General features: G+C 47.2%; 15 protein-coding genes. 9 read left to right on the plus strand and 6 right to left on the minus strand.

Features of this window, described 5'->3' with window-relative positions:
• The first annotated feature begins 38 nt into the window (after nucleotides 1–38).
• Both TSUB_RS23045 and TSUB_RS23050 read left to right on the plus strand, forming a co-directional pair.
• Nucleotides 39–281, plus strand: a complete 243-nt coding sequence (locus TSUB_RS23045; RefSeq protein WP_087016838.1) for a hypothetical protein — start codon at nucleotides 39–41, stop codon at nucleotides 279–281.
• 165 nt (nucleotides 282–446) lie between these two features.
• Entirely contained in the window at nucleotides 447–908 is a 462-nt protein-coding gene (locus tag TSUB_RS23050; protein ID WP_087016840.1) for a DUF4279 domain-containing protein, read from the plus strand.
• 53 nt (nucleotides 909–961) lie between these two features.
• Here the strand turns inward: TSUB_RS23050 and TSUB_RS23055 are convergent, their stop codons facing one another.
• From TSUB_RS23055 to TSUB_RS23080, 6 genes are all read right to left on the minus strand, one after another.
• Entirely contained in the window at nucleotides 962–3,040 is a 2,079-nt protein-coding gene (locus TSUB_RS23055; protein WP_087016842.1) for a DUF4962 domain-containing protein, read from the minus strand.
• Nucleotides 3,041–3,339: 299 nt separating this feature from the next.
• Complete coding sequence (locus TSUB_RS23060; protein WP_087016844.1) at nucleotides 3,340–4,293, minus strand: 3'(2'),5'-bisphosphate nucleotidase CysQ family protein; 954 nt, start codon at nucleotides 4,291–4,293, stop codon at nucleotides 3,340–3,342.
• Nucleotides 4,280–5,308, minus strand: a complete 1,029-nt coding sequence (locus tag TSUB_RS23065) for a phosphotransferase (RefSeq protein ID WP_087016846.1) — start codon at nucleotides 5,306–5,308, stop codon at nucleotides 4,280–4,282. Before TSUB_RS23065 ends, TSUB_RS23060 begins: the two co-directional genes overlap by 14 nt.
• Nucleotides 5,309–5,416: 108 nt before the next feature.
• Nucleotides 5,417–7,135, minus strand: a complete 1,719-nt coding sequence (locus tag TSUB_RS23070) for a sulfatase family protein (protein ID WP_087016848.1) — start codon at nucleotides 7,133–7,135, stop codon at nucleotides 5,417–5,419.
• A 330-nt stretch (nucleotides 7,136–7,465) separates the two neighbouring features.
• Nucleotides 7,466–8,755, minus strand: a complete 1,290-nt coding sequence (locus TSUB_RS23075; RefSeq protein WP_087016850.1) for a hypothetical protein — start codon at nucleotides 8,753–8,755, stop codon at nucleotides 7,466–7,468.
• Between the two features lie 147 nt (nucleotides 8,756–8,902).
• Nucleotides 8,903–9,877: a hypothetical protein gene (locus TSUB_RS23080; RefSeq protein WP_087016852.1), complete on the minus strand. Its 975-nt coding sequence runs from the start codon at nucleotides 9,875–9,877 to the stop codon at nucleotides 8,903–8,905.
• Between the two features lie 595 nt (nucleotides 9,878–10,472).
• Here TSUB_RS23080 and TSUB_RS23085 point away from each other — a divergent pair.
• The 7 genes from TSUB_RS23085 to TSUB_RS23115 all read left to right on the plus strand — a co-directional run bounded on the left by TSUB_RS23085 (nucleotide 10,473) and on the right by TSUB_RS23115 (nucleotide 19,885).
• Nucleotides 10,473–10,814, plus strand: coding sequence for a hypothetical protein (locus tag TSUB_RS23085; protein ID WP_159064835.1), 342 nt, complete (start codon nucleotides 10,473–10,475; stop codon nucleotides 10,812–10,814).
• A gap of 21 nt (nucleotides 10,815–10,835) precedes the next feature.
• The gene (locus TSUB_RS23090; RefSeq protein WP_087018302.1) at nucleotides 10,836–12,263 is read left to right on the plus strand and encodes a putative glycoside hydrolase; all 1,428 of its coding nucleotides are present in this window, start codon (nucleotides 10,836–10,838) and stop codon (nucleotides 12,261–12,263) included.
• Nucleotides 12,264–12,321: 58 nt separating this feature from the next.
• Nucleotides 12,322–13,743 (plus strand): sulfatase-like hydrolase/transferase, encoded by a 1,422-nt coding sequence (locus tag TSUB_RS23095; protein ID WP_087018304.1) that lies wholly within the window; start codon nucleotides 12,322–12,324, stop codon nucleotides 13,741–13,743.
• Nucleotides 13,744–13,766: 23 nt separating this feature from the next.
• Nucleotides 13,767–15,179 (plus strand): sulfatase-like hydrolase/transferase, encoded by a 1,413-nt coding sequence (locus TSUB_RS23100; RefSeq protein WP_159064836.1) that lies wholly within the window; start codon nucleotides 13,767–13,769, stop codon nucleotides 15,177–15,179.
• Nucleotides 15,180–15,248: 69 nt separating this feature from the next.
• Nucleotides 15,249–16,721, plus strand: coding sequence for a sulfatase family protein (locus TSUB_RS23105; RefSeq protein ID WP_087018308.1), 1,473 nt, complete (start codon nucleotides 15,249–15,251; stop codon nucleotides 16,719–16,721).
• Between the two features lie 296 nt (nucleotides 16,722–17,017).
• Nucleotides 17,018–18,322, plus strand: coding sequence for an anaerobic sulfatase maturase (locus TSUB_RS23110; RefSeq protein ID WP_087018310.1), 1,305 nt, complete (start codon nucleotides 17,018–17,020; stop codon nucleotides 18,320–18,322).
• Nucleotides 18,323–18,442: 120 nt separating this feature from the next.
• Complete coding sequence (locus TSUB_RS23115) at nucleotides 18,443–19,885, plus strand: efflux transporter outer membrane subunit (RefSeq protein WP_159064837.1); 1,443 nt, start codon at nucleotides 18,443–18,445, stop codon at nucleotides 19,883–19,885.
• The last annotated feature ends 28 nt before the right edge of the window (nucleotides 19,886–19,913 follow it).

Genomic DNA, 19,913 nt, shown 5'->3' on the forward strand with positions numbered 1-19,913 from the left:
AAATAACGACGTCAACGAAGCCAATAAGGAGATAAACCATGAAATACACTGATGGACGCACGCCACAGCTAGGTGATCAGATCACCATTGCTTCCAAACACTCGGGCACCGTTGTTGCGAACCTTTCTCTTAAGACTTACTCAGAGCATTATGCAGAACAAAGCTGGGATTACCTATCAGATGGCATCCTAGTAGAGACCAGCTTTGCAGGGCTCGTACACTACACAGAAGAGTCTTTACTCACTGAAAACATCATCCTCATCGCTAGAAAGCAAGAGTAACGATGACGGGCCTAGAAAACGCGGCTAAAAGCAAGCGCCTAACTCAAGCTGGTAGTTTGAGATTTCACGCGCAAAGTTATTCACTTATCCCCCCCATCGCTACCCATGAGGTCATTGAAAATACTAGGATAAAGCCACCAATAGCCATCCATCCAACAGGTAGCAATGCGACTTGATAATCCTGCTGTTCACTGCGGCACTTATGCAACACTAGTGGTTGAAACTGGTGAGATGGCGCCCGAATTTGTTGGTCATTTCTTATCTTTTCAGCCTTCGCTCTTACACCACAAGGGAAAAGTGCCAAATGGTAGGCGCAATAAAGCACCTTATAACGCTTGGTATCTCACCACACTTCATCATGTACAGAGTCATGATGCGAGGTGCCACGTCGATTGGTTGCTAGACGCTTTAATTAAAAAAGAGGATGAGCTTCGACAAATCACGACACTTGCCAATCGTGTTTTTGTCTCTCTGACATGGCTCGGCAACCCATCTCGCGCCCAACCTAAACTGAGCCCAACCCAAATGCGAAAACTCGTCCGGTTAGATTTGGACATTACGTGGCAATGGATACCCTCAGAGGCACAAGACGTAGAGGCAAACCAAGCCATAGCAGAAGCACAATAAAAAGCCCCGAATTCACATTCGGGGCTTTTTGATTGCTTAAGATTTAGCGTGACTTACAGCTCAATCGTTACCGTTTCGCCGTCAACCGTTAGCTCTAGCGCGTTGCCGACTAGCTTGTGAGACACTTCAACTTGCTCGCCGTTGTTCTTATTTGGAACAAGTAACGTTAGGATGTTGTGCTCTTTCGCAGCGCCAAACTCCACTTCCACGTGGCGGTGGATTTCAAGATCTTGGTACTCGTATGGGTCAACGTCGCCGAAGCCTTCAACGTTCTTAACAGATTCAATGTTGTCTGCAGACTCGTTGATGAAGTTCACGTCAAGGTGAGCCACTTCGCCACGGATAGTGAACGATTTATCAGCCACTTCGTTTGTGAATGTGGTGTGCATCAGCCAAGTCATGTCTTTCTCTTCAGAAAGCGCAGCCTTGTCTTGCATTACGAATACTTTGCCTTTCACAAACCAGATCTTACGCTTGTAAGATTCGATTTCAGGTACGAAGTACTTGTAAGATGCTGTTGCATCACCTTCCACCATCTTCACATCAGACTCTGTATCGTAGTCAGTGATCTGACCGCCCGCTTCAATACAGAAGCGATCTTGGTGGTTTTCATAACCTGTGTTCTTGTTCTCGCCGTACTGACCTTTACCACCGAATAGAGGCAGATTCTTCGAGAAGGTCTGACGACGCCACTTAGTGTGCATGTCCACACCGAAGCCACCGTAGTAACCCGTGATTGCCGCTAGCGTTTCGCCAAATGCGTGTAGAGTGAACGCGTTTTGGTCACCGTGTGAGTGAGAGATAGAACCAAATGGTGAACACTTGAATACCATGTGGATGTGGTTATCACGCTCAGTCATCTTGTTGTGGAATGCCGCCCAACCTGTGATTGGGAATACTTTCAACAGTGGGTCATTTGACGGTGCTTTCTCTTCTGGTGCGTCCCAAAGGATGTTGAAGCGTAGATCGTCGTAGCCGAAGTCCCACCAACCAAAGTTGTAGAATTTCGTATGCGCTTCAGTATCACGACCTTTGAGCTGGTTGTAGTACCAAACGTACTCAGGCTTCTGGTTAACACCCGCGTAGTGCTTGATGTTGTAAGCCAGTTTTAGACCTGGGAAATCACCGATTGATGACTGGTCACAGAAGCTCGCACGCTTAGAGTGAACAGGCATACAGTATAGTGGGAAGTCACCTGTGTTTTCGTAGAATGTCTTGTTGAACATGTCTACGCCACAGTAGGCTTTCAATAAGTCGAATGCTTCGCCTAGGAACGCAGTTTGTGTGTTCCAATAGTCAGGACCTTCAGCCCAACCGCCGTCTTCACCGCCCCATGGTGGGTAGTGTACCGCGTAGTACTCTAGTGCGTATGCAATGTACTCGCCTGCTTTCGGGTGATCGTGGTAAAGCGCGATACACGTTGGGATAATAGCAGAAGAGATAGAACGAACACCGTGGCTGTTCAGTGGGTTGTTCAGTAGATCAACCGTTACTTTCAGGTGGTGCATGATTTCGTCTAGACGCTCAATCAATGCATCTTGAACTTGCTGGCGCTCTTCATCTGTGAAGTGAGCGTGTAGCCAGTCGTAGCCCCAAGCCATAGCTGCGATAACACGAAATGCCGCTTCATCGTTGTAGCCACGAGACGTTACGCCTTCTGGATCGTAAGTCGATAGTTTTAGCGTCCAAGCTTTTGCTTTTGCGATTAACTCTTCGTCTTCTTTTACGATACCTGCAATGGCAAGGTTACGTGTCGCGTTAAGGGCCATTTGGCAATCAACGTACATTTGACGCCAGTAAGGACGCCAAAGCGACGCTTTACCTACCGTCTCTTCCGGATAAGGCTGCGGCTCTGCGTAAGGTTCAGTCTCAAGGAACTTAACCGTCGAGTTATTGTAGAAGTCATCAAACATGCAGTGAGATTCATCTGCACGTACCGCCGCTTTGAATGCCTCTAGATCTTCTGCCTGAACCAGAAGGCGTGGACGCGCTTCACTGAGGTTATCGAGGAAAGACAGGTCAAAGTCGCGCTTTTGAACTTCGATTGGGAGTAGGTCGACAAGATTACCTGCTGAAGTATCGTTTTCCAGCTTCATCTTCCTGATGGCATCAAGAGATTTTTGGTTGCTCATACTAACTCACTTATATCATTGAACGGTGATGGGTTACCCCAAAAAGATTGATGCTATTGTAATACAATTAAGATGAGGAAGTAAAAAAATATCCGAAAAATTGCGATGAGGTCACACCTAGCCTAAGAACGCATATATCAAACAGTGATTCAATCGTTAAAATTTGTAAGACTAATAGACTCAAGCTACCTCAAGGTGCTGGATTCAGAAACAGGCTAGCGCATCGAACTCAAGGCAAAGGCGTGAAGGAAAGGCTTGCTGAAAAACTTAGACATTCTCACTGATCACCCATCCTGCAGTTACGCGTGTATAAGCCGACAAAGTTGGATAACTCTCTCATATAAATCGGAGGGTGCGCCGTCGCTACCGCGATGGTGAAGATAGACCACCCCCTTGTGATTCATGAAATGCGAATCTGGGCGGTTTAAATCTAATGGGGCGCCATGGCAATCACTGACCCACACATCGTTATCCCAAACCTGACGCGCAGCCTCAGCAATCGCCGCGGTTGCACTAAAATCCCACAAGCTTCCACCGCCTTTACGTTTTTTGGGTAACTTCAGATAGGCGGCGTTAGGCGTCTCCATCACCTTGATGGCATTCATCACAGCGCCCGAGGTGTGATGAACTCTGACTTCAGAAAACCCATCGTCACGCACGGTGGATTCAAGCTTGTCCAAGAAATCGTTAAAACGTTGCTCATTGAGAAAGCTACGATCGATAAAGAGATCAAAAACAGACGTTGCACCCTTTTCCCCTATGGGTTGCCAGTGCATACCGTTCTTGTGTAATAGGGTGACTGTATTTCCTAATAGGGCTTGATAGTAATCTCCTGTAGCGGGATTCATCACCACCCCCAAAACCGGTGAGCCATCTTGTCTAACCAAGGCAATTGAAACGGCAAAACCCGCAGTGCCTTCAATAAAAGGCAAGGTCCCATCCAAAGGATCAATCGACCAGAAGTAATCGGCATCATGGCGTGAGTGACGACTCGCTGACACTTCGTCAGCGCCTTCTTCTGCCAGTATCACAATGCCATATTCATCCAAAGAAGAGGCTAACTTACTCACGATCAACGCTTGACTATCAACATCCACCTGCGTCACGACTTGGGAACTAAGGGTATCGCCAGCCACCTTATCTTTGACCTGTAAGGTTTGCCTATCGACTGTCGCGATTAAACGCCCTGCTTCAATAGCCGCGTCAGTGGCACATGTCAGCAAACGGTGAAGTTGGCAATCACTTAATCTCATCACGATCCCTCAACCAAGTCATGGCGTGGTCTGTTAGCGTCTCTGTGTAAGCATTTATCTTCCAATGCTCAGGCGACCAACCTTTTACAAAACGTTGAAAATCAGCCCAAGCCACACAAAATAGCGGACGCCAATGTCGCTCCACCTCATCTCCATCAATGTCTGAATGACATTGCGATAACGCCGTTCTCAAAGTACTAAAGTAATGAGCAAGGTAACGCGCGACGAGTTGCTTATTTGATTCAACACTTTGCTCAAAATTCAACACGCTGCTGAGAAAAAGGCATACATCCTTCATGCCACAGCCTCCGCCAACATATTGAAAGTCTACAGCCGCAGCCTTTGAACCATCAGGGGTAAAACAGAAGTTGGCTAACTTGGCGTCACCATGAACCAACGTTTGATATTCACACTGTCGTAGCAACGCATCTAATGGTTTCGCGGCGTTTTTTAGCCTATGATCAGCCAAAGCCGCCAGCTCATCTGGGCGCGTGGCCAGATGCCAATAAGTGCCCATCGGCCAAAGGCCGTGCTTTTCACATTCATGACCTTTACCCATATACTGCGCGTGAAAGTGTGCGAGCCACTCTAAACATGCCAGCACTGAAGGCGCTTCAACTTGCTGATGCGTTTCACTGTACCCAGCCACCGTTAAATCTTCGAGCACTAGCACAATGTCATTGCCGGTTTGCTCCACCAACAGGCACTCGGGAACTTTTGCAGCACACTGATTGGCGTAATGCTGATACCAGTTCACTTCCACTTGATACGAATCGCACTTTCGTTGATGAGAGCGGGATGTTTTCCAACCGCGGGGATGTTCTGACGATTCTCGTTGATCACGGGGGAGGGAAATGTACTTAACAATGACGGAAGGAACTTGACCGCCCTCCAAATAGACGCGAACCAGTTCTCCGTAGCCACTCCACAGAGTTTGTATGGACTCAACCTTGGAGACGCAACTTGCATCGAAGTGGCGAACAAAGTTATCAAGTATGTTAACGGGCATCTTCATCGATAAAAAAGCTTCTCAGACAGAGGAAGCTCGATAGTATCACGGACCTTAGCGGCAAAGAAAAGCGCCACCCGAAGGTAGCGCTTAGTCACGAGCAATTGCATTAGATTACAAACCTAATTCGTTACGCTCTTTACGTGTCATGAATGGGTAAGGTGCTTTGAATACATCCGCAGGCACTTCGTAACGCTTACGCGCGTCGTCCAACTCTTTATGCATCATTTCACGCACTTCTTTATACTCTTCCGATTCGTAAACGTTGTTCACTTCTGTCGGATCCATCTCTAAATCGAACAGCTCGAACCAACCTTCACCCTTGTTTTCCGAGTAGAAGTCGATCAGCTTGTAACGCTCAGTTCGCACACCGTCATGACGAGGGACATTGTGCGCACCATGCATGTAGTAGTGGTAGTACACAACACCGCGCTCATCATGCCACTCAGCATCTGTTCTTTCGCCTGTCAGCACATCCAAGAACGAACGACCTTGCATCTCTTTTGGCGCTTCGTAACCCGCAGCTTCTAGGAAAGTTGGGCCAAAATCAATGTTTTGAATCATGGCTTGCGGACGTTGCTCAGGGGCGATTTTCTCTGGCCAGCGAATCATGAATGGCATCTTCATGCCTTCTTCATACATGTAGCGTTTTTCCGCCCAACCATGCTCACCGATAAAGAAGCTTTGGTCTGAGCTGTAAACCACAATGGTGTTTTCAGCCAAACCAGATTCGTCTAGGTAATCTAGGATTCGACCCACGTTTTCGTCGATAGTAACCACGGTCGCCATGTAGTCACGCATAAAGCGTTGGTACATGTACTCTAGGCGAGGAATTTTAAGTTCACGAGGCACATCACCCCAGCGGCGCTTGTACATAGGATCTTTCATTTTTTCCCAGTACTCAACGTTCGCATCATCGTAAGCATCATGGAACGCAGCACGCTGCTCTTCTGTTAAGCGGTTCATCCACTGATCTAGATGCCAGCGTTGATCCCCATCCATACTTGCTAACCACTCTTCACGCACACGCGCTTTTTCAGGGGTCGTTGGCGCAGGTGGGAAGGCGTTGATACCGACTGGCGTCATACCGTAAAGCTGCATCCACGCATTGGCAGCATGTTCACCGCGCGTATTGTAATCATCGAACAACGTCGCTGGGACTGGGAAGTTATGATCAATAAACTTGGTCATGTTACGCGCAGGTGGACGACGCGGGGTATGCGGCGCTTTGTACTGTACTTTAAGCAGGAAAGGTTTGTCTTCATCCCAAGACTCTTCTAGCCACTCTAAAGACATATCAGTGATAAGATCGGTTGAATAGCCTTCGATTTCCTGCGTTTTACCCTGTTGATCGATAAACTCTGGGTTGTAATACGTTCCTTGTCCACCTGAGCCATTCAAAACCAAAGAGTAACCAAACTCGTTAACCGGTGTTGGCTTCATATGCCATTTACCAATCAATGCCGTATCGTATCCGTTCTCTTCAAGAATCTTAGGGAAGATGGTTTGATTCGGGTTCCAACGTGACGTGTTATCAATCACACCATTTTTATGTGAGTGCTTACCTGTCATCACTGAGGCGCGGCTAGGTTGACAGATAGAGTTAACTACAAAGGTATTTTCGAAAATTGCCCCTTCATTGGCGATACGGTCAATGTTAGGTGTGTGACCCAGCGTAGGGTCATAAGCACTGATAGCACGGTTGGAGTGATCATCCGAGAAGATGAAAAGAATATTGGGTTGCTCACTCTGCGCCGCGGCGGCACCAGAAAATGCAGAAGCCGTTAACAGAGCACCAATCCCGAGTGAAAGTGTGGAACGTTTTATTTTCATAATATCCTTGCCTGAATAAACGAGACAGATTTAATCTTGCAGCATGAATGCTGGCATTCAAAATGTGTAAACATTCTGATAAGTTTGAAACACCTGGACCAACAGGTAGAAATTAGCTTTAGTATTAGCAGTAATATTACTTAGCCAGTTTCGACAAACCAACCATAACCTCGAAATGAAATATAAACGTTTCGACCACCAAGATCAAAAAAGGGTTCTAAAACTGTGACCCGTGCAATATTCCATTTCGACAATTAAAAAAGGCTGTATTTTAAAATACAACCTTTTAAATACTTACTTATATTTCTCACATTTAAACAACAATCATCATTAATGACCGAAGTAGTTATTATGTGTGTTAAAGAACTCGACACCCAAGTGTTCAGGCATCGCAGCAATACCAAATAAAAACGTCGAAAAATCAACACCTTCTATGTAATTCGCTTTCCAATTCGGCTCATCATAGCTATAACGCCATAATATCTCGTAGCCTCCTTCCAATTCATGGCGTGCATTAATAGAATCATCGCGGTAAGTCGCAATTAGATCATTTAGCGCACGATCATTGTAGGGAATATAGCCAGCTAAGATATGAGGCGAAACCACTAAATTATGGTTAAACTGTCGATCACCATCGAAATGGAATCGGTCTACACAATAACCGTCAGGGCACGCACCTGCACCACTACCCCATTCATATTCCTGTAACCCTTCAATCTCTAAATCTCGCCAAAATGCAAAGTCTGCTTTTGCTGAATTTTCCAACGCTTCAACAAATTGCGGATTATTTGAAAAATCATGTAGCAAATAGTTATTAAATAAGAAATTGAATTGAGACGTAAACCAGCGCTCACCTTCAGAAAGGACTGGAATGTCATTATATTTTGCAACGGGTAGATAACGGGTATTTGCATACCAAATATCCCAGAATTTTCGGGCATTCTCACCATTAAGCGCGTTTTCAAAGTCTTTCGCTTGTTGATTGGCAATCGAAGCCACCAACATATACTCATTGAACGCTTTGGTACGGTGAGGTTTAAACGAGCCATCGGTGTGCTGTGCTAGGTAGATTCGCCCAGTACGCACATCAGCAATATATTGGGTAAGATCCGTATTCTGATACAAGAAGTCCGCTAACGCGGCAATTTCTTCATTGTCAGCAAAGTAGTTTTTGGCAAATAGCGCACCACAAATCATGATCGCACTATCAACAGGGCTCCAATCATCGCCAATCGCTTCGCCCGTTTCGGTGTTGTAGAAATGAATAAAGGTATTGGTGGCATTCTGCGCGACAGTGATCTCAGGATCTTGGCCCGCCAGTTTACGTAAGGTCTGCAACGCCATCGCTTCAGCTTCTGGCTCCCACCCGTTAGCGTGGCCAATTGTCAAAGCAATCAGTCCCATGCCGGAGTTAGCAATGGAACCGCGACTGTCATGCTGACCATCTAAAAACAACTTGTCCTCATACGAACCGTTGTCATTACGCAGTTGCTGCCAATAGGCATAGCCGCCACGATAGAGCGATTGGATGATCTCCTCGTCACTTTTCTCTGTTGTTGCCATTGCGGTGGCTGGCAATAACGCGGCCCCTAATAACAGTGAAATCAGCTTTTTATTCATGATACTACCTTGAGAAATTGCAAAATCGTCTGAGAAAAACTCCGACAAAATGGATCAATTGCGCTAACAATTTTTTAAAACGTTTCGATTTCAATCTGGCAGCGTTTTCGCCTGTATGCATCCAAGCTGCCAGAATCATGACAGAACTTAGATGGTGATATTCAAACCAACACGGAACTGAAGCTCTTGACGGTCGCCATTACTATAATCCTGAGGGCCGTCTTTAAAGTCACGTGTGTTATCACGGTACTGAACATTCGCCACCCCGCGAATATTGCGCGTCAACCTCTTGTTGTTGTTAAAGTTGATTGCCCAATAGTCGTAGCCATTCCAGTAGCGACCACTCTCTTCATGACCAATCAACATGTTCAATTCAGTGGTAATATCGTGGAAATGGCGCACACGAACAAATGGCTTCACATTGTAGTTGCGACGGCGATTATCATAGTCTGAATTATCTGGCGTCCCAGCGTAAGTACCGCTAATACCAAAGTTAACGGTTCGGCTATAGCGGTTAACATAGTTAATATCGAATGAGTAGGCATTCCATCGGTCGTTGTCACGATTGCCGTTAGCGCTTGCGGTGCTGTTGTAACGCTCGCGCCATTTGAACTGATAATCACCAGTTGCAGAGATAAAGTGGTTACCAAACGTGAACTGCGCGCCTGGTTTCAATTTTAGCTCGTAGTTTGTATTGCCTTGCGCTTCTGTTTGACGAATCAGTACAGGTTCAGCAAACCAACTAAAGCTAGGGCTCACCCACTGCTCGTAACGTGGCGCAAGCGTGAAGTTGACACGGCCATGCTGAGTTGTGTGATCAGGACTCTCTTTCAGCCATGATTCCGACAGTACGTGGCGAAAGCGGAAGTTTTCATTAATGCGAGTTGAACCATCTAAGTAGACAAATCGGTAAGATTTTCTTTTTGGCGCATATTCTGAAACTGACTCGTTGTAGACAAGTCCAGTAAAGAAGTTGGTGCGGCGTTGACTGGCACCACTGTCTTGCTGAACCTGAATCGTATCGATGTCACCATCCATATCAATTTGGTTCGAACCACTGTTTGCAAATGCTGCTCCCGATAACAGTGCTGCGCTCACACCCAATGCAATTTTCTTTTTCATTTTTTGTGTTCCACGTTCTGAGTAAATGGGTATCTGGTCGTTGCTGCCGTGCTTTTCAGCTCTGGTCAAACACGCAAATTCGCCTAAATAACCAAACTTTTTGACAGCTCGATGTCCTTTCTTCGGCAAAAGATAAACGTTTCGATTGAGATGTCAATCGGTTGACGGGGATCACACACATACATATAAACTATTAATTTTTAATATTATTTTAGTAAAAATTCGCATTAAACACTCGCCAACTAAATACCAATTCTATGAAGACCATCACAGTAACCTCATCGATATCTAGTGTTTTATCCAGTTTACATTCAGAAACAAGCGTATATAGCTAGTTATAGTTGTTTTAAGTCATGATCATGGTTGTTAATACGTTTAAACATCGTGGAAGTGACAAAATATGGCGAGTCGACATTTACAGGCATCCAATACCTAGTACTTCAGAGAGACTGGTCACACATTTAGACAAAAAAATCGCGTTCCAGTCACTTTACAGGACGATTATCGTTGAACAGGGAGGGTAGTTTTTGTAATGTCCGGCCAAAACATAGAAACGTTTAAACAAAACATTCCTACTCTAAAAGGGGCTTCTGATATGAAAAAGGCAATCCTTACCTCGGCAACGGCTCTGCTGCTCATGATGTCTGCGGGTGCACATGCATTTGACGAACTGAAACCAAGCGATCAACGCCGTCTAACCAATGAAGTGCACGAGATGCAAGTCATCCTAAAACTGAGCGACGCGGATGCAGATCGTATCAAGCAAGCAAAAGCAGACATGATGAAAATTACCCAACAGCTTGTTGCCCAACACGGTCGCGGAACCGATGAGTTCAAAGAAGCCCGTCGCCCGCACTGGCGCAATTACCAGCAAGAACTCTTCAGCGTGATTACGCGTGATCAGCTCAAAGAATATAACCAAAAGAAAAGCCAATAAGCACCAAAGGATTACCCTACAATGAAACATAACAAATCTTACCTTGCCCTTTTGATTGCCGCTTCTGTTGGTTTAACGGGATGTTTAAGTGATAACCATGGCCCTAAACCAGGGGGCGGAAACCCAGGCGGTGATGACAACCAGCTCAACTCTCAAGTTCCGATGTACTACCGTTTCAACAATGATGCAAACCACCCTAACCCGTATGTCTTTAAGGCTGTAGACAGCACTGATTTTGTTGCCGATGTTGATGGCGAGCCAAATGCCGCGCTTGAAAACATCCAAGTAACGGGTGATTTCATTGAACTCGAACCACTCACCGTCACAGTGTCAGAAGACAGCGCTAAGATCATTTTTGAAGCGAATGATTTGTTCGACGTCAACAATGCCAATAATTATAACGCTGACAACGAACAGCACTTTGGTGGTACAGTGCAGCTCCTTGTCAACACGCATAGCTATGAGATTGGCGATCCTCAGAACCCTAATCGCGTTTATCTCTCTATGGGGAGTGGTGAAGACATCTACTCCTACGACATTACAGGCGCAATGGTCGCCTCTGCCAATGCGAACAACCCAGCGCAACTTATCCGTGTGCCACTAAACTGCTTCATTGACGAAGGATTAGATCTGGCCAAAGTTGACCTTGGATTAGCTATCCAAAGTGAAGGAGCGCTCAGCTACGATATTAGCCAAGTAAGAATGGCAAGTAATTCGACCACCATGACACCATCTAGCAATCACCTGCAAGGCTGTTTCAAGAATGAGGGTAGTAAAGTACTCACGACTGAAACCGCTCATCTCAATCGTGACCAAATGGTAGATGGCAGCTGGACACTTGATGGTGAAGCTCAAAACGTTCGGTATGTGCGCGGTAAATCAGCCAACATTACCTTTGAAGGAACTGCTGAAGGTGCAGTTCGCGCAAGAGGCATTGAATATAACGAAGGCAACTTTGATAAAAATCGCCGAAGCATTCTGACCTATGCCATTGAAGCCTCTAGCGAACTCGGCGACATGGCATACCCTCGTCTGGACATCAGTCACTATATGCAGAACGGCGAACTGCAGATGACATACATCTCCCCTCAAGCGAGCACTATGCCTGCAGACGGTGAACTAGAACTTGTCGTTCAGATGTACACGCCGGGTAACAACACAACAGGTATGGTTGAAAATGGCTATGAGAATAGTATTGCGATCGCCTTCAACTTAACAGAAGCCAACATGGAGCCAGGCACGCCTCTGGATATTTCAATTCCAGTACGTGATTTGTTTACCTCACCAAACGGCGCCGTGAAGTTCAATACCCTTCAATACATTGAGAAAATCGAAACGCATATCCAACAGGTCAATGACAATGGCGATATCCATTTCAACGATCTTGAAGGTTTCCGATATGGTCTAGCCGACATCAAGCTAGTTATGAACCCAGAAGCCGCGCAATAAAACACGCTTACCAAAGTGGCTGGAAACAGCCACTTTTTCGTTTACTAAGGCTTAATCTATGAAATCTCATTCGATTAATAAGTCTCTTCTCAGTTTGGCCGTTGGCAGCGTATTGTGCACCGCGCCTGCTCTCGCTGAAACCGATCGCAGTTCCGCTGAACAACCTAATGTGGTGTTTTTCTTTGTTGATGATATTGGTTACGCTGACATGGGCTTCCAACATCAAAGCCAAGATGTGGTCACCCCACATATGGATCAACTCGCGGCTGAAGGTGCGGTGTTCTCTGCCGGTTATGTGACCGCAGCCGTCTGTGGTCCCTCTCGAGCCGGCTTGCTGACGGGGCGATATCAACAACGCTTTGGCTACCACGATAACATCGGGCCCTTTGTCAGCGCACCCGATATCGAACAAGGCTTACCACTGACGCTCTCTACCTTGGGTAACTACTTCCAAGATGCCGGCTATGTGACAGGCTTCATTGGTAAATCCCACGACGGCGAAGATCCGAAATTCTGGCCGCACAACCGTGGCTTCGACGAATACTACGGCTTTAACAACGGGGCTGCCGACTACTTTGTTTCGGGTCGCAATGTTCAAAATGCCAAGCAACATGCCTATTCATCGATCCATCGCAACGATGAGCTACAAGATAACTTCGACGGTTATCTGACTGACATTTTTGGTAACGAAGCCGTTGAGTTCATTGAACGCCACAAAGAGAACCCATTCTTCCTGTATGTCCCTTTCAATGCGTCTCATGGGCCAATGCAAGCCAAAGCGGAGGACCTTGAAAAATTCAGTCACATTACTGAAGAGCTGCGCCGCAAGTTTGTCGCCATGACCTACAACATGGACCTCAACATCGGTCGCATCGTTGATGCTCTCGAAGAGAACGACTTGATGGAGAACACCCTGCTGATCTTCATCTCGGATAATGGCGGAAAACCAAAGGGGAATGGTTCATACAACACGCCACTGCGTGGTGATAAGAACAGTTTCTGGGAAGGCGGTATTCGCGTGCCATTCACCGTAACTTGGCGTGGCACGATTCCAGCGAATCAACGCATCGACGACCCAGTGATTTCTCTTGATATTTTGCCCACCACCTTAGCCGCCGCGGGCGTCGATATCAAAGACGACTGGCAACTGGATGGCGTTAATCTCTTACCAAGGCTCCTTGGTGAAACGGATCAGCTTGATGAACGTTTTCTCTATTGGGCGATGAACACCAAAGTCGCCATCCGCGATAATGATTGGAAAATGGTCATTCCTTACACCCTCGCCGATCACCCTAAAGCTGAGCTTTACCATATCAGTCAAGATATCAGCGAAAGCCACGATCTTGCTGAGAAAGAGCCCGAGCAACTAGCACGTTTGATGCGCGAGTTCAAAAAATGGGAAGCCCAAAACGAAGCGCCAAAATGGGGCTGGAACCGCAACATGTTCCCGTACGCCAATGGCTGGCGTGGTCGAGACTAATCACTAAAAATAAGACAATAACGATGAAAAAAACATTACTCAGTGCAGCAATACTCACCACTTTCTGTGCTCCTGTTAGCTATGCAGTGGCATCAGAAGTGACACAACCGAATGTGGTGATTCTCTTCGCCGATGACATGGGCTACGCCGATGCGGGTTACCACAATATCAGTCAAGATGTCGAAACCCCAAACCTTGACCGTTTGGCCGCACGCGGCGCTATCCTAACGGCCGGATATGTCACCGCGCCTGTCTGTGGCCCATCACGCGCAGGTATGATGACTGGCCGCTACCAACAACGCTTTGGTTTTCACAACAACACCGGGCCATTCGTACGTGAAGAAGGTATCGTCCAAGGTATGCCTGAAGATATGCTCAACAACAACTTCGGCTACTACTTCCAGCAAAACGGCTACACCACAGGCATGGTAGGTAAGCACCATGACGGTAAGCAACGCAAGTTCTGGCCGCATCATCGTGGTTTCGATGAATTCTATGGTTTCAACAATGGCGCCGCTAACTATTTCGTTGGCCCCAAAAACCAAGAAGAAGCGGCACGTAAACCTTTCTCTGTCATGTATCGTAATGATGAAGTGGATGAAAACTTCGATGAGTACCTGACAGACCGATTCGGCACAGAAGCGATCAGTTTCATTGAGCGACACAAAGACAACCCATTCTTACTGTATGTCCCTTTCAATGGTATTCACGGGCCATTGCAAGCTACCGACGAAGATCTGGCTCGCTATGAGCACATCGAAGATGAAAAACGTCGTAAGCTTGTCGCGATGAACTATAACCTCGACAAGAACATTGGCCGTATCATGGACTCGCTCGACGAGAATGGGCTAACTGACAACACCATTGTTATCTACCTTTCTGATAACGGTGGTAAACCAAAAGGCAACGCGTCATACAACCACCCACTGCGCGCGGAAAAAGGCACAGTATGGGATGGCGGTATCCGCATTCCATTCACCGTCTCTTGGCCGGGACAGATCCCAGCAGGTCAAACCATCGACGACCCAATCATTTCATTGGATATCTTGCCGACGATTGCCAACGCAGCGGGGATCGAAATCCAAGCGGATTGGCAGTTAGATGGCGTCGACATCATGCCGCTTCTAAAAGGTGATACGGACAAGCTTGAAAACCGCTTTATCTACTGGAATACCAGCCGCGCTGGCGCAATCCGAGATGAAGACTGGAAGCTAGTCATTCCAAATATCACCGCACAGCGTCCACGCTATCAATTATTTAAGATCAGCGAAGATATTTCGGAATCGAATGAGCTTTCTAAACAACACCCTGAGCAAGTTGAGCGTTTATTGAATGCTTGGCACGCATGGGATGCCGAAAATGAAGATGCGAAGTGGGGCTGGAACCGCAACATGTTCCCAGTCGAAACCAACTGGCGCAACCTCAACTCACTCTAATAATAAAACGCAACATCACTCACTGATTTTGGGGCGCGCTGCGCCCCTTTTTTAATCGAGGACACTCACATGTCTGTCTGTAAACTTGCCTTCACCGCAACGGCAATATTAACAAGCGGTGCTGCTCTTGCCGCCATACATCCGAGAGCTGATTTGGAAACAAAACCCAATGTCATCGTCATCTACACCGACGACCAAGGCTGGGGCGACGTGGGCTACCACGGTTTCGATGATATACATACCCCCCACATAGATGCCCTTGCCGCAGGGGGAACGTATTTCACTCAAGCCTATGTATCAGCCTCTGTTTGCGCGCCATCACGTGCAGGCATGCTAACTGGTGTCTATCAACAACGCATGGGTATCTACGGCAACTTTGCTCAGAACCATATTCCCCGCTCTCAGCCTCTAATGATGGAAATGATGCAATCGCTTGGCTATAAAACCGGCGTCGTTGGTAAGTGGCATATGGGGGAGCCCACGGGTAAGCCCAATGAACGAGGTGCTGACTTCTTTTATGGTTTTCATGGCGGCTCCCACAATTACTTACTCTCTGATGCAGAAGAAGGCGGAAAGCCATGGCTATCACCACTCTATCGAAACACCACGCCTGAGCCACCAATTCAAGAAAGCAACGGCTATCTCACTGAGTTATTTACTGACGAAGCGGTCGGCTTCATTGAACGTCATGTTGATCAACCCTTCTTTCTTCATCTCGCTCACTTTGCCGTGCATCATCCTTGGCAAGTGCCTGATGGCTACATTGAGCGATTAGATCACCTCGAAGTACATCATGAAGAACGTCGATTTTTTGCCGCTCAGAGTCTGGTCTTAGATGATGGCGTGGGGGCATTAATGGCAACACTCGATAAGCACAACCTGACAGACAACACCCTGATTTTCTTCATGAGTGACAACGGTACACCTCAAGGACAAGGTTTCGAAGAACCGCGCCGAAAACAACGCGGCGAAACAACCATGTCAAGTCCCGGTCCTTTTAACGGCTTCAAAGGGGATACCTATGAAGGCGGGATTCGCGTACCTTTTATTATTCATTACCCGGCCCAAATTCCAGCAGGGCAAGTTTACCCCCACATGGTCTCGGCGCTCGATATCATGCCCACGATTGCGGCACGATTTAACTATTCACTCGATGCAGATTTCAATTTTGATGGCGTCGATCTCCTCCCTTTCCTCGTTGACGAGGCAAACAGCACTTCAAAGCCCCACACGACACTCTATTGGCGACGCGATGAAGATTATGCTATTCGAGATGGTGATTGGAAGCTGACATGGAATGACGCCAACGGCCCACAAACCATCCAACTGTTTAACATGGCCAATGACCCCTTCGAAGACAACGATCTCGCCAATACCCATTCAGAGATCGCGCAAAACCTCAAAGATCAATTTGATGCATGGGAAGCCACACTACCCATCAACAAACTCAGTGAGAAACCCACCAATAGAAATCAGGATTTCGACAAAGGCCACCAAGTCAATGTTAAACGTTTTAACGAAACAGTGACAAAATCGCACTAACCACCACACTGGCCAGCTTTTTTGCAACATCACCATCAAGGCTGGCTTAGACAATTTTACTCATCTTCTCCCTGCTTCAACCCCACCCTGACAGTGCTCACAATCTAATAATAAAATTACTCCTCAGACGAAGAATTCGACCTTTCCTCATTGAAAATCCCACTTCTATTCGGTACCTTCATCAGTAGAAACGTTTATACAATAGATTAAAAATCAGTCGCGATTTGCTGTCCTGTTTCATACGGACACGAACTGAGGTAAGCAAGCGCGTGCCCATCAAGATTTGAAGGAAAACCATGTCGACTTTTACGCAATGCCATGTCATGGCCAAACCCTCTAGTGCGGTATGTAACCTCAGTTGTGATTACTGTTTTTATTTAGAAAAAGAGAACCTGTATCCAGAGCGAAAAACCCGCTGGAAAATGTCCGATGAAACCCTCGAGCTTTATGTGAAACAGTACATTGAAGCGCATGACACGCAAGAGGTGGAGTTTGCTTGGCAAGGGGGTGAGCCAACGCTAATGGGGCTCGATTTCTTCCGCCAAGCGGTTGCCTTACAAGAAAAATACAAAGGCACGAAAACCATTCGCAATGCGTTTCAAACCAATGGGTTACTCATCGATGACGCCTGGTGTGAATTTTTCAAACAACATCAATTTTTGATCGGCATTTCGATCGACGGCCCCGCTAAGTTCCATGACCACTACCGCGTCTCTCGTTCGGGGGCAACCAGTCATGAAAAAGTCATGGCGGCAATATCGCTCATGAAAAAACATGGCGTTGAGTTCAATACGCTAACCGTGCTTAACAACGAAAACGTCCAACACCCTGAAGAGGTCTATGACTTTCTTGTCGGCATTGGTTCACAGTTTTTGCAGTTCATTCCTATTGTTGAGCGCTGCGCGCAGGAAGCAACGGAAGACGGTTTATATCTGATTAGCCCAGAACACGACCAAACCGCGAAAGTCACCAAATGGTCTGTTCCAGCGGCGGCCTACGGCGAGTTTCTTAATCGCGTCTTTGACCGCTGGGTTCAAAAAGATGTCGGCCGTATCTTTGTCAATACCTTCGATGCCACGCTAGCCGCGTGGTGCAATGAAGCGCCGGGTATCTGTGTGCAGTCAGAAACCTGTGGTCGTGCGTTTGCGCTGGAATCGAATGGTGACCTCTACAACTGCGACCACTTCGTCTATCCAGAACACCGATTAGGCAATCTTCATGACACCACAATCCGTGAAATGAACCAGCTCGAAGCGGCGACTGAATTTGGGATGGCAAAGAAAACGTCGCTCACGAAACAGTGCCAAAGCTGCGAGTTCCGCTTCGCTTGCCATGGTGGTTGTCCTAAACATCGCTTCAATGTCGCGTCAACCGGCGAGCCCGGCCACAGTTACTTCTGCGCCGGATACAAAGCCTTTTTTGCACACACCGCAGCGAAAATGCAACAGATGCGCGACTTACTTCAACGTGGTCGCCCGGCTTCAGACATCATCTATTTGCAGCTTCAACAGCAAATGACTGCCACACAATTTAGTGTGGGCCGCAACTCTCCTTGCCCATGTGGCAGCGGGAAAAAATACAAACGTTGCTGCGCAGCGTAATCAACGAGGCTCTGCCTAGCACTTTCCTACGGCGGAGCCACAACCACATTTTGTAGATCACTTTCGATGACGCAAGGCTGCGTTAGTCATTGTCACGCTTGTCGGATGGAAAGACCGCACATGAAAGCTTCAACCTATTCGGTAATTTTTACTTCGTTACTTATCTCAGGGTGCGTTTCACTGAACGAAACTCGCGATATTGACACACTCGATGAGGCTGGACTATCACGTACCTACTTCACCGACAACAACGCATCAGCTCAAGACAGCGCGCTCAATCCCATCGACGATTCTGCTCAAGACACACACTATTCGATTCCTGCCTCACCTTGGTGGCAGCACTTTCACGATGAGCAACTGATGCAGTTAATCAATATCGCCTTAAGTGAAAGCCCCACCATCGCCCAAGCCGAAGCCACCATTGCACGAGCAACGGCAATCTCGTCTATTGACAGTAGCCATCGCTACCCAACAGTGACCGGCAGCCTAACACAGGATTACGAGAGACAAGATCGCGCGGCGGGTATCCAGAACAGTCAAACCAATCAAGCAAATTTACGTGCAAGTTGGGAGCTAGACTTCTGGGGTAAACGCCGCTTTGATAGCCAAGCGGCACAGTTTGAAGTATTGGTTACTCAAGCGCAGTTGGATAACGTCGCGCATACACTTGCGGCTGATGTTGCAAGATTATGGTTTCAACTGTTAGAGCAACAGCACACATTGACGATTCTGGAAAAACAGATCGCAAACACCAAAGTCATCACTGAAATCTCCGAGCACAGATACCGCTACGCACAGGAAAGTATCAGTGCTGTTTGGCGACAAGAGCAGCTCTTGGAAGGGTTAATCTCACAACACCAAAGGGCGAGTTACCGTCAACAGATTCACGAAAAACAGATGAACGCCCTATTAGGACGCAATGCCAATACCGCGATTGATTGGCAGTACCCTGAGTTTCCTGACACCCCAAACGTGCAGCTATCTGGCATCAATGCACAAATCTTGTATCAGCGCCCCGATGTCCAACAGCGCTGGTATCAGTACCAGTCTCGCCGCACCCTAACAGGTTCAGCGCAAGCCGCCCGCCTGCCTGATATTACCCTCAATGGCAACATGCAGAGTGGCGAGCTCGATGACCTGTTTAGTTTCTGGAAGATGGACCTCGGGCTGCGACTCAACGTCCCCTTATTCAATGCCGGGCGCATGAAAGCGCAACATGCGCGTGCAGAAGCGCAAGAAAACATCGCCTTTGAGCAATATACCGACACGGTGCTCAACGCGATAAAAGAGGTCGAGGTGAATCTGCTCGAAATTGAAAGTCAGCGTCATCATTTCCAAAGTTTGAAAACACAGCGCCAACAAGCAGAACAGATCTTAGAACTCGAATCTATGCGTTACTCACGCGGCATGCAGAGCTATCTCGATGTCCTTAACGCGCAAGAACGCCTCTACAACCTACAAAAACAAGTCGTTAGTGCTCAGCGTCAGCTGTTTGTTCGTCACATCGCATTACGCCAGTCGATTGGCGGTAACTGGGATGCCTACAGTCACGCATCCCTTTAGCCAATCACTTTAAAGCAAGGAGAGATAT

It is taken from the genome of Thaumasiovibrio subtropicus, from assembly GCF_019703835.1.
GTDB classification, from domain to species: Bacteria; Pseudomonadota; Gammaproteobacteria; order Enterobacterales; family Vibrionaceae; genus Thaumasiovibrio; species Thaumasiovibrio subtropicus.

Excerpts from the sequence above, each read along its gene's own strand:
- TSUB_RS23045 (WP_087016838.1), top strand. The coding sequence starts at position 39 with ATGAAATACACTGATGGACGCACGCCACAGCTAGGTGATCAGATCACC.
- TSUB_RS23050 (WP_087016840.1), top strand. The coding sequence starts at position 447 with ATGCGACTTGATAATCCTGCTGTTCACTGCGGCACTTATGCAACACTA.
- TSUB_RS23055 (WP_087016842.1), bottom strand. The coding sequence starts at position 3,040 with ATGAGCAACCAAAAATCTCTTGATGCCATCAGGAAGATGAAGCTGGAA.
- TSUB_RS23060 (WP_087016844.1), bottom strand. The coding sequence starts at position 4,293 with ATGAGATTAAGTGATTGCCAACTTCACCGTTTGCTGACATGTGCCACT.
- TSUB_RS23065 (WP_087016846.1), bottom strand. The coding sequence starts at position 5,308 with ATGAAGATGCCCGTTAACATACTTGATAACTTTGTTCGCCACTTCGAT.
- TSUB_RS23070 (WP_087016848.1), bottom strand. The coding sequence starts at position 7,135 with ATGAAAATAAAACGTTCCACACTTTCACTCGGGATTGGTGCTCTGTTA.
- TSUB_RS23075 (WP_087016850.1), bottom strand. The coding sequence starts at position 8,755 with ATGAATAAAAAGCTGATTTCACTGTTATTAGGGGCCGCGTTATTGCCA.
- TSUB_RS23080 (WP_087016852.1), bottom strand. The coding sequence starts at position 9,877 with ATGAAAAAGAAAATTGCATTGGGTGTGAGCGCAGCACTGTTATCGGGA.
- TSUB_RS23085 (WP_159064835.1), top strand. The coding sequence starts at position 10,473 with ATGAAAAAGGCAATCCTTACCTCGGCAACGGCTCTGCTGCTCATGATG.
- TSUB_RS23090 (WP_087018302.1), top strand. The coding sequence starts at position 10,836 with ATGAAACATAACAAATCTTACCTTGCCCTTTTGATTGCCGCTTCTGTT.
- TSUB_RS23095 (WP_087018304.1), top strand. The coding sequence starts at position 12,322 with ATGAAATCTCATTCGATTAATAAGTCTCTTCTCAGTTTGGCCGTTGGC.
- TSUB_RS23100 (WP_159064836.1), top strand. The coding sequence starts at position 13,767 with ATGAAAAAAACATTACTCAGTGCAGCAATACTCACCACTTTCTGTGCT.
- TSUB_RS23105 (WP_087018308.1), top strand. The coding sequence starts at position 15,249 with ATGTCTGTCTGTAAACTTGCCTTCACCGCAACGGCAATATTAACAAGC.
- TSUB_RS23110 (WP_087018310.1), top strand. The coding sequence starts at position 17,018 with ATGTCGACTTTTACGCAATGCCATGTCATGGCCAAACCCTCTAGTGCG.
- TSUB_RS23115 (WP_159064837.1), top strand. The coding sequence starts at position 18,443 with ATGAAAGCTTCAACCTATTCGGTAATTTTTACTTCGTTACTTATCTCA.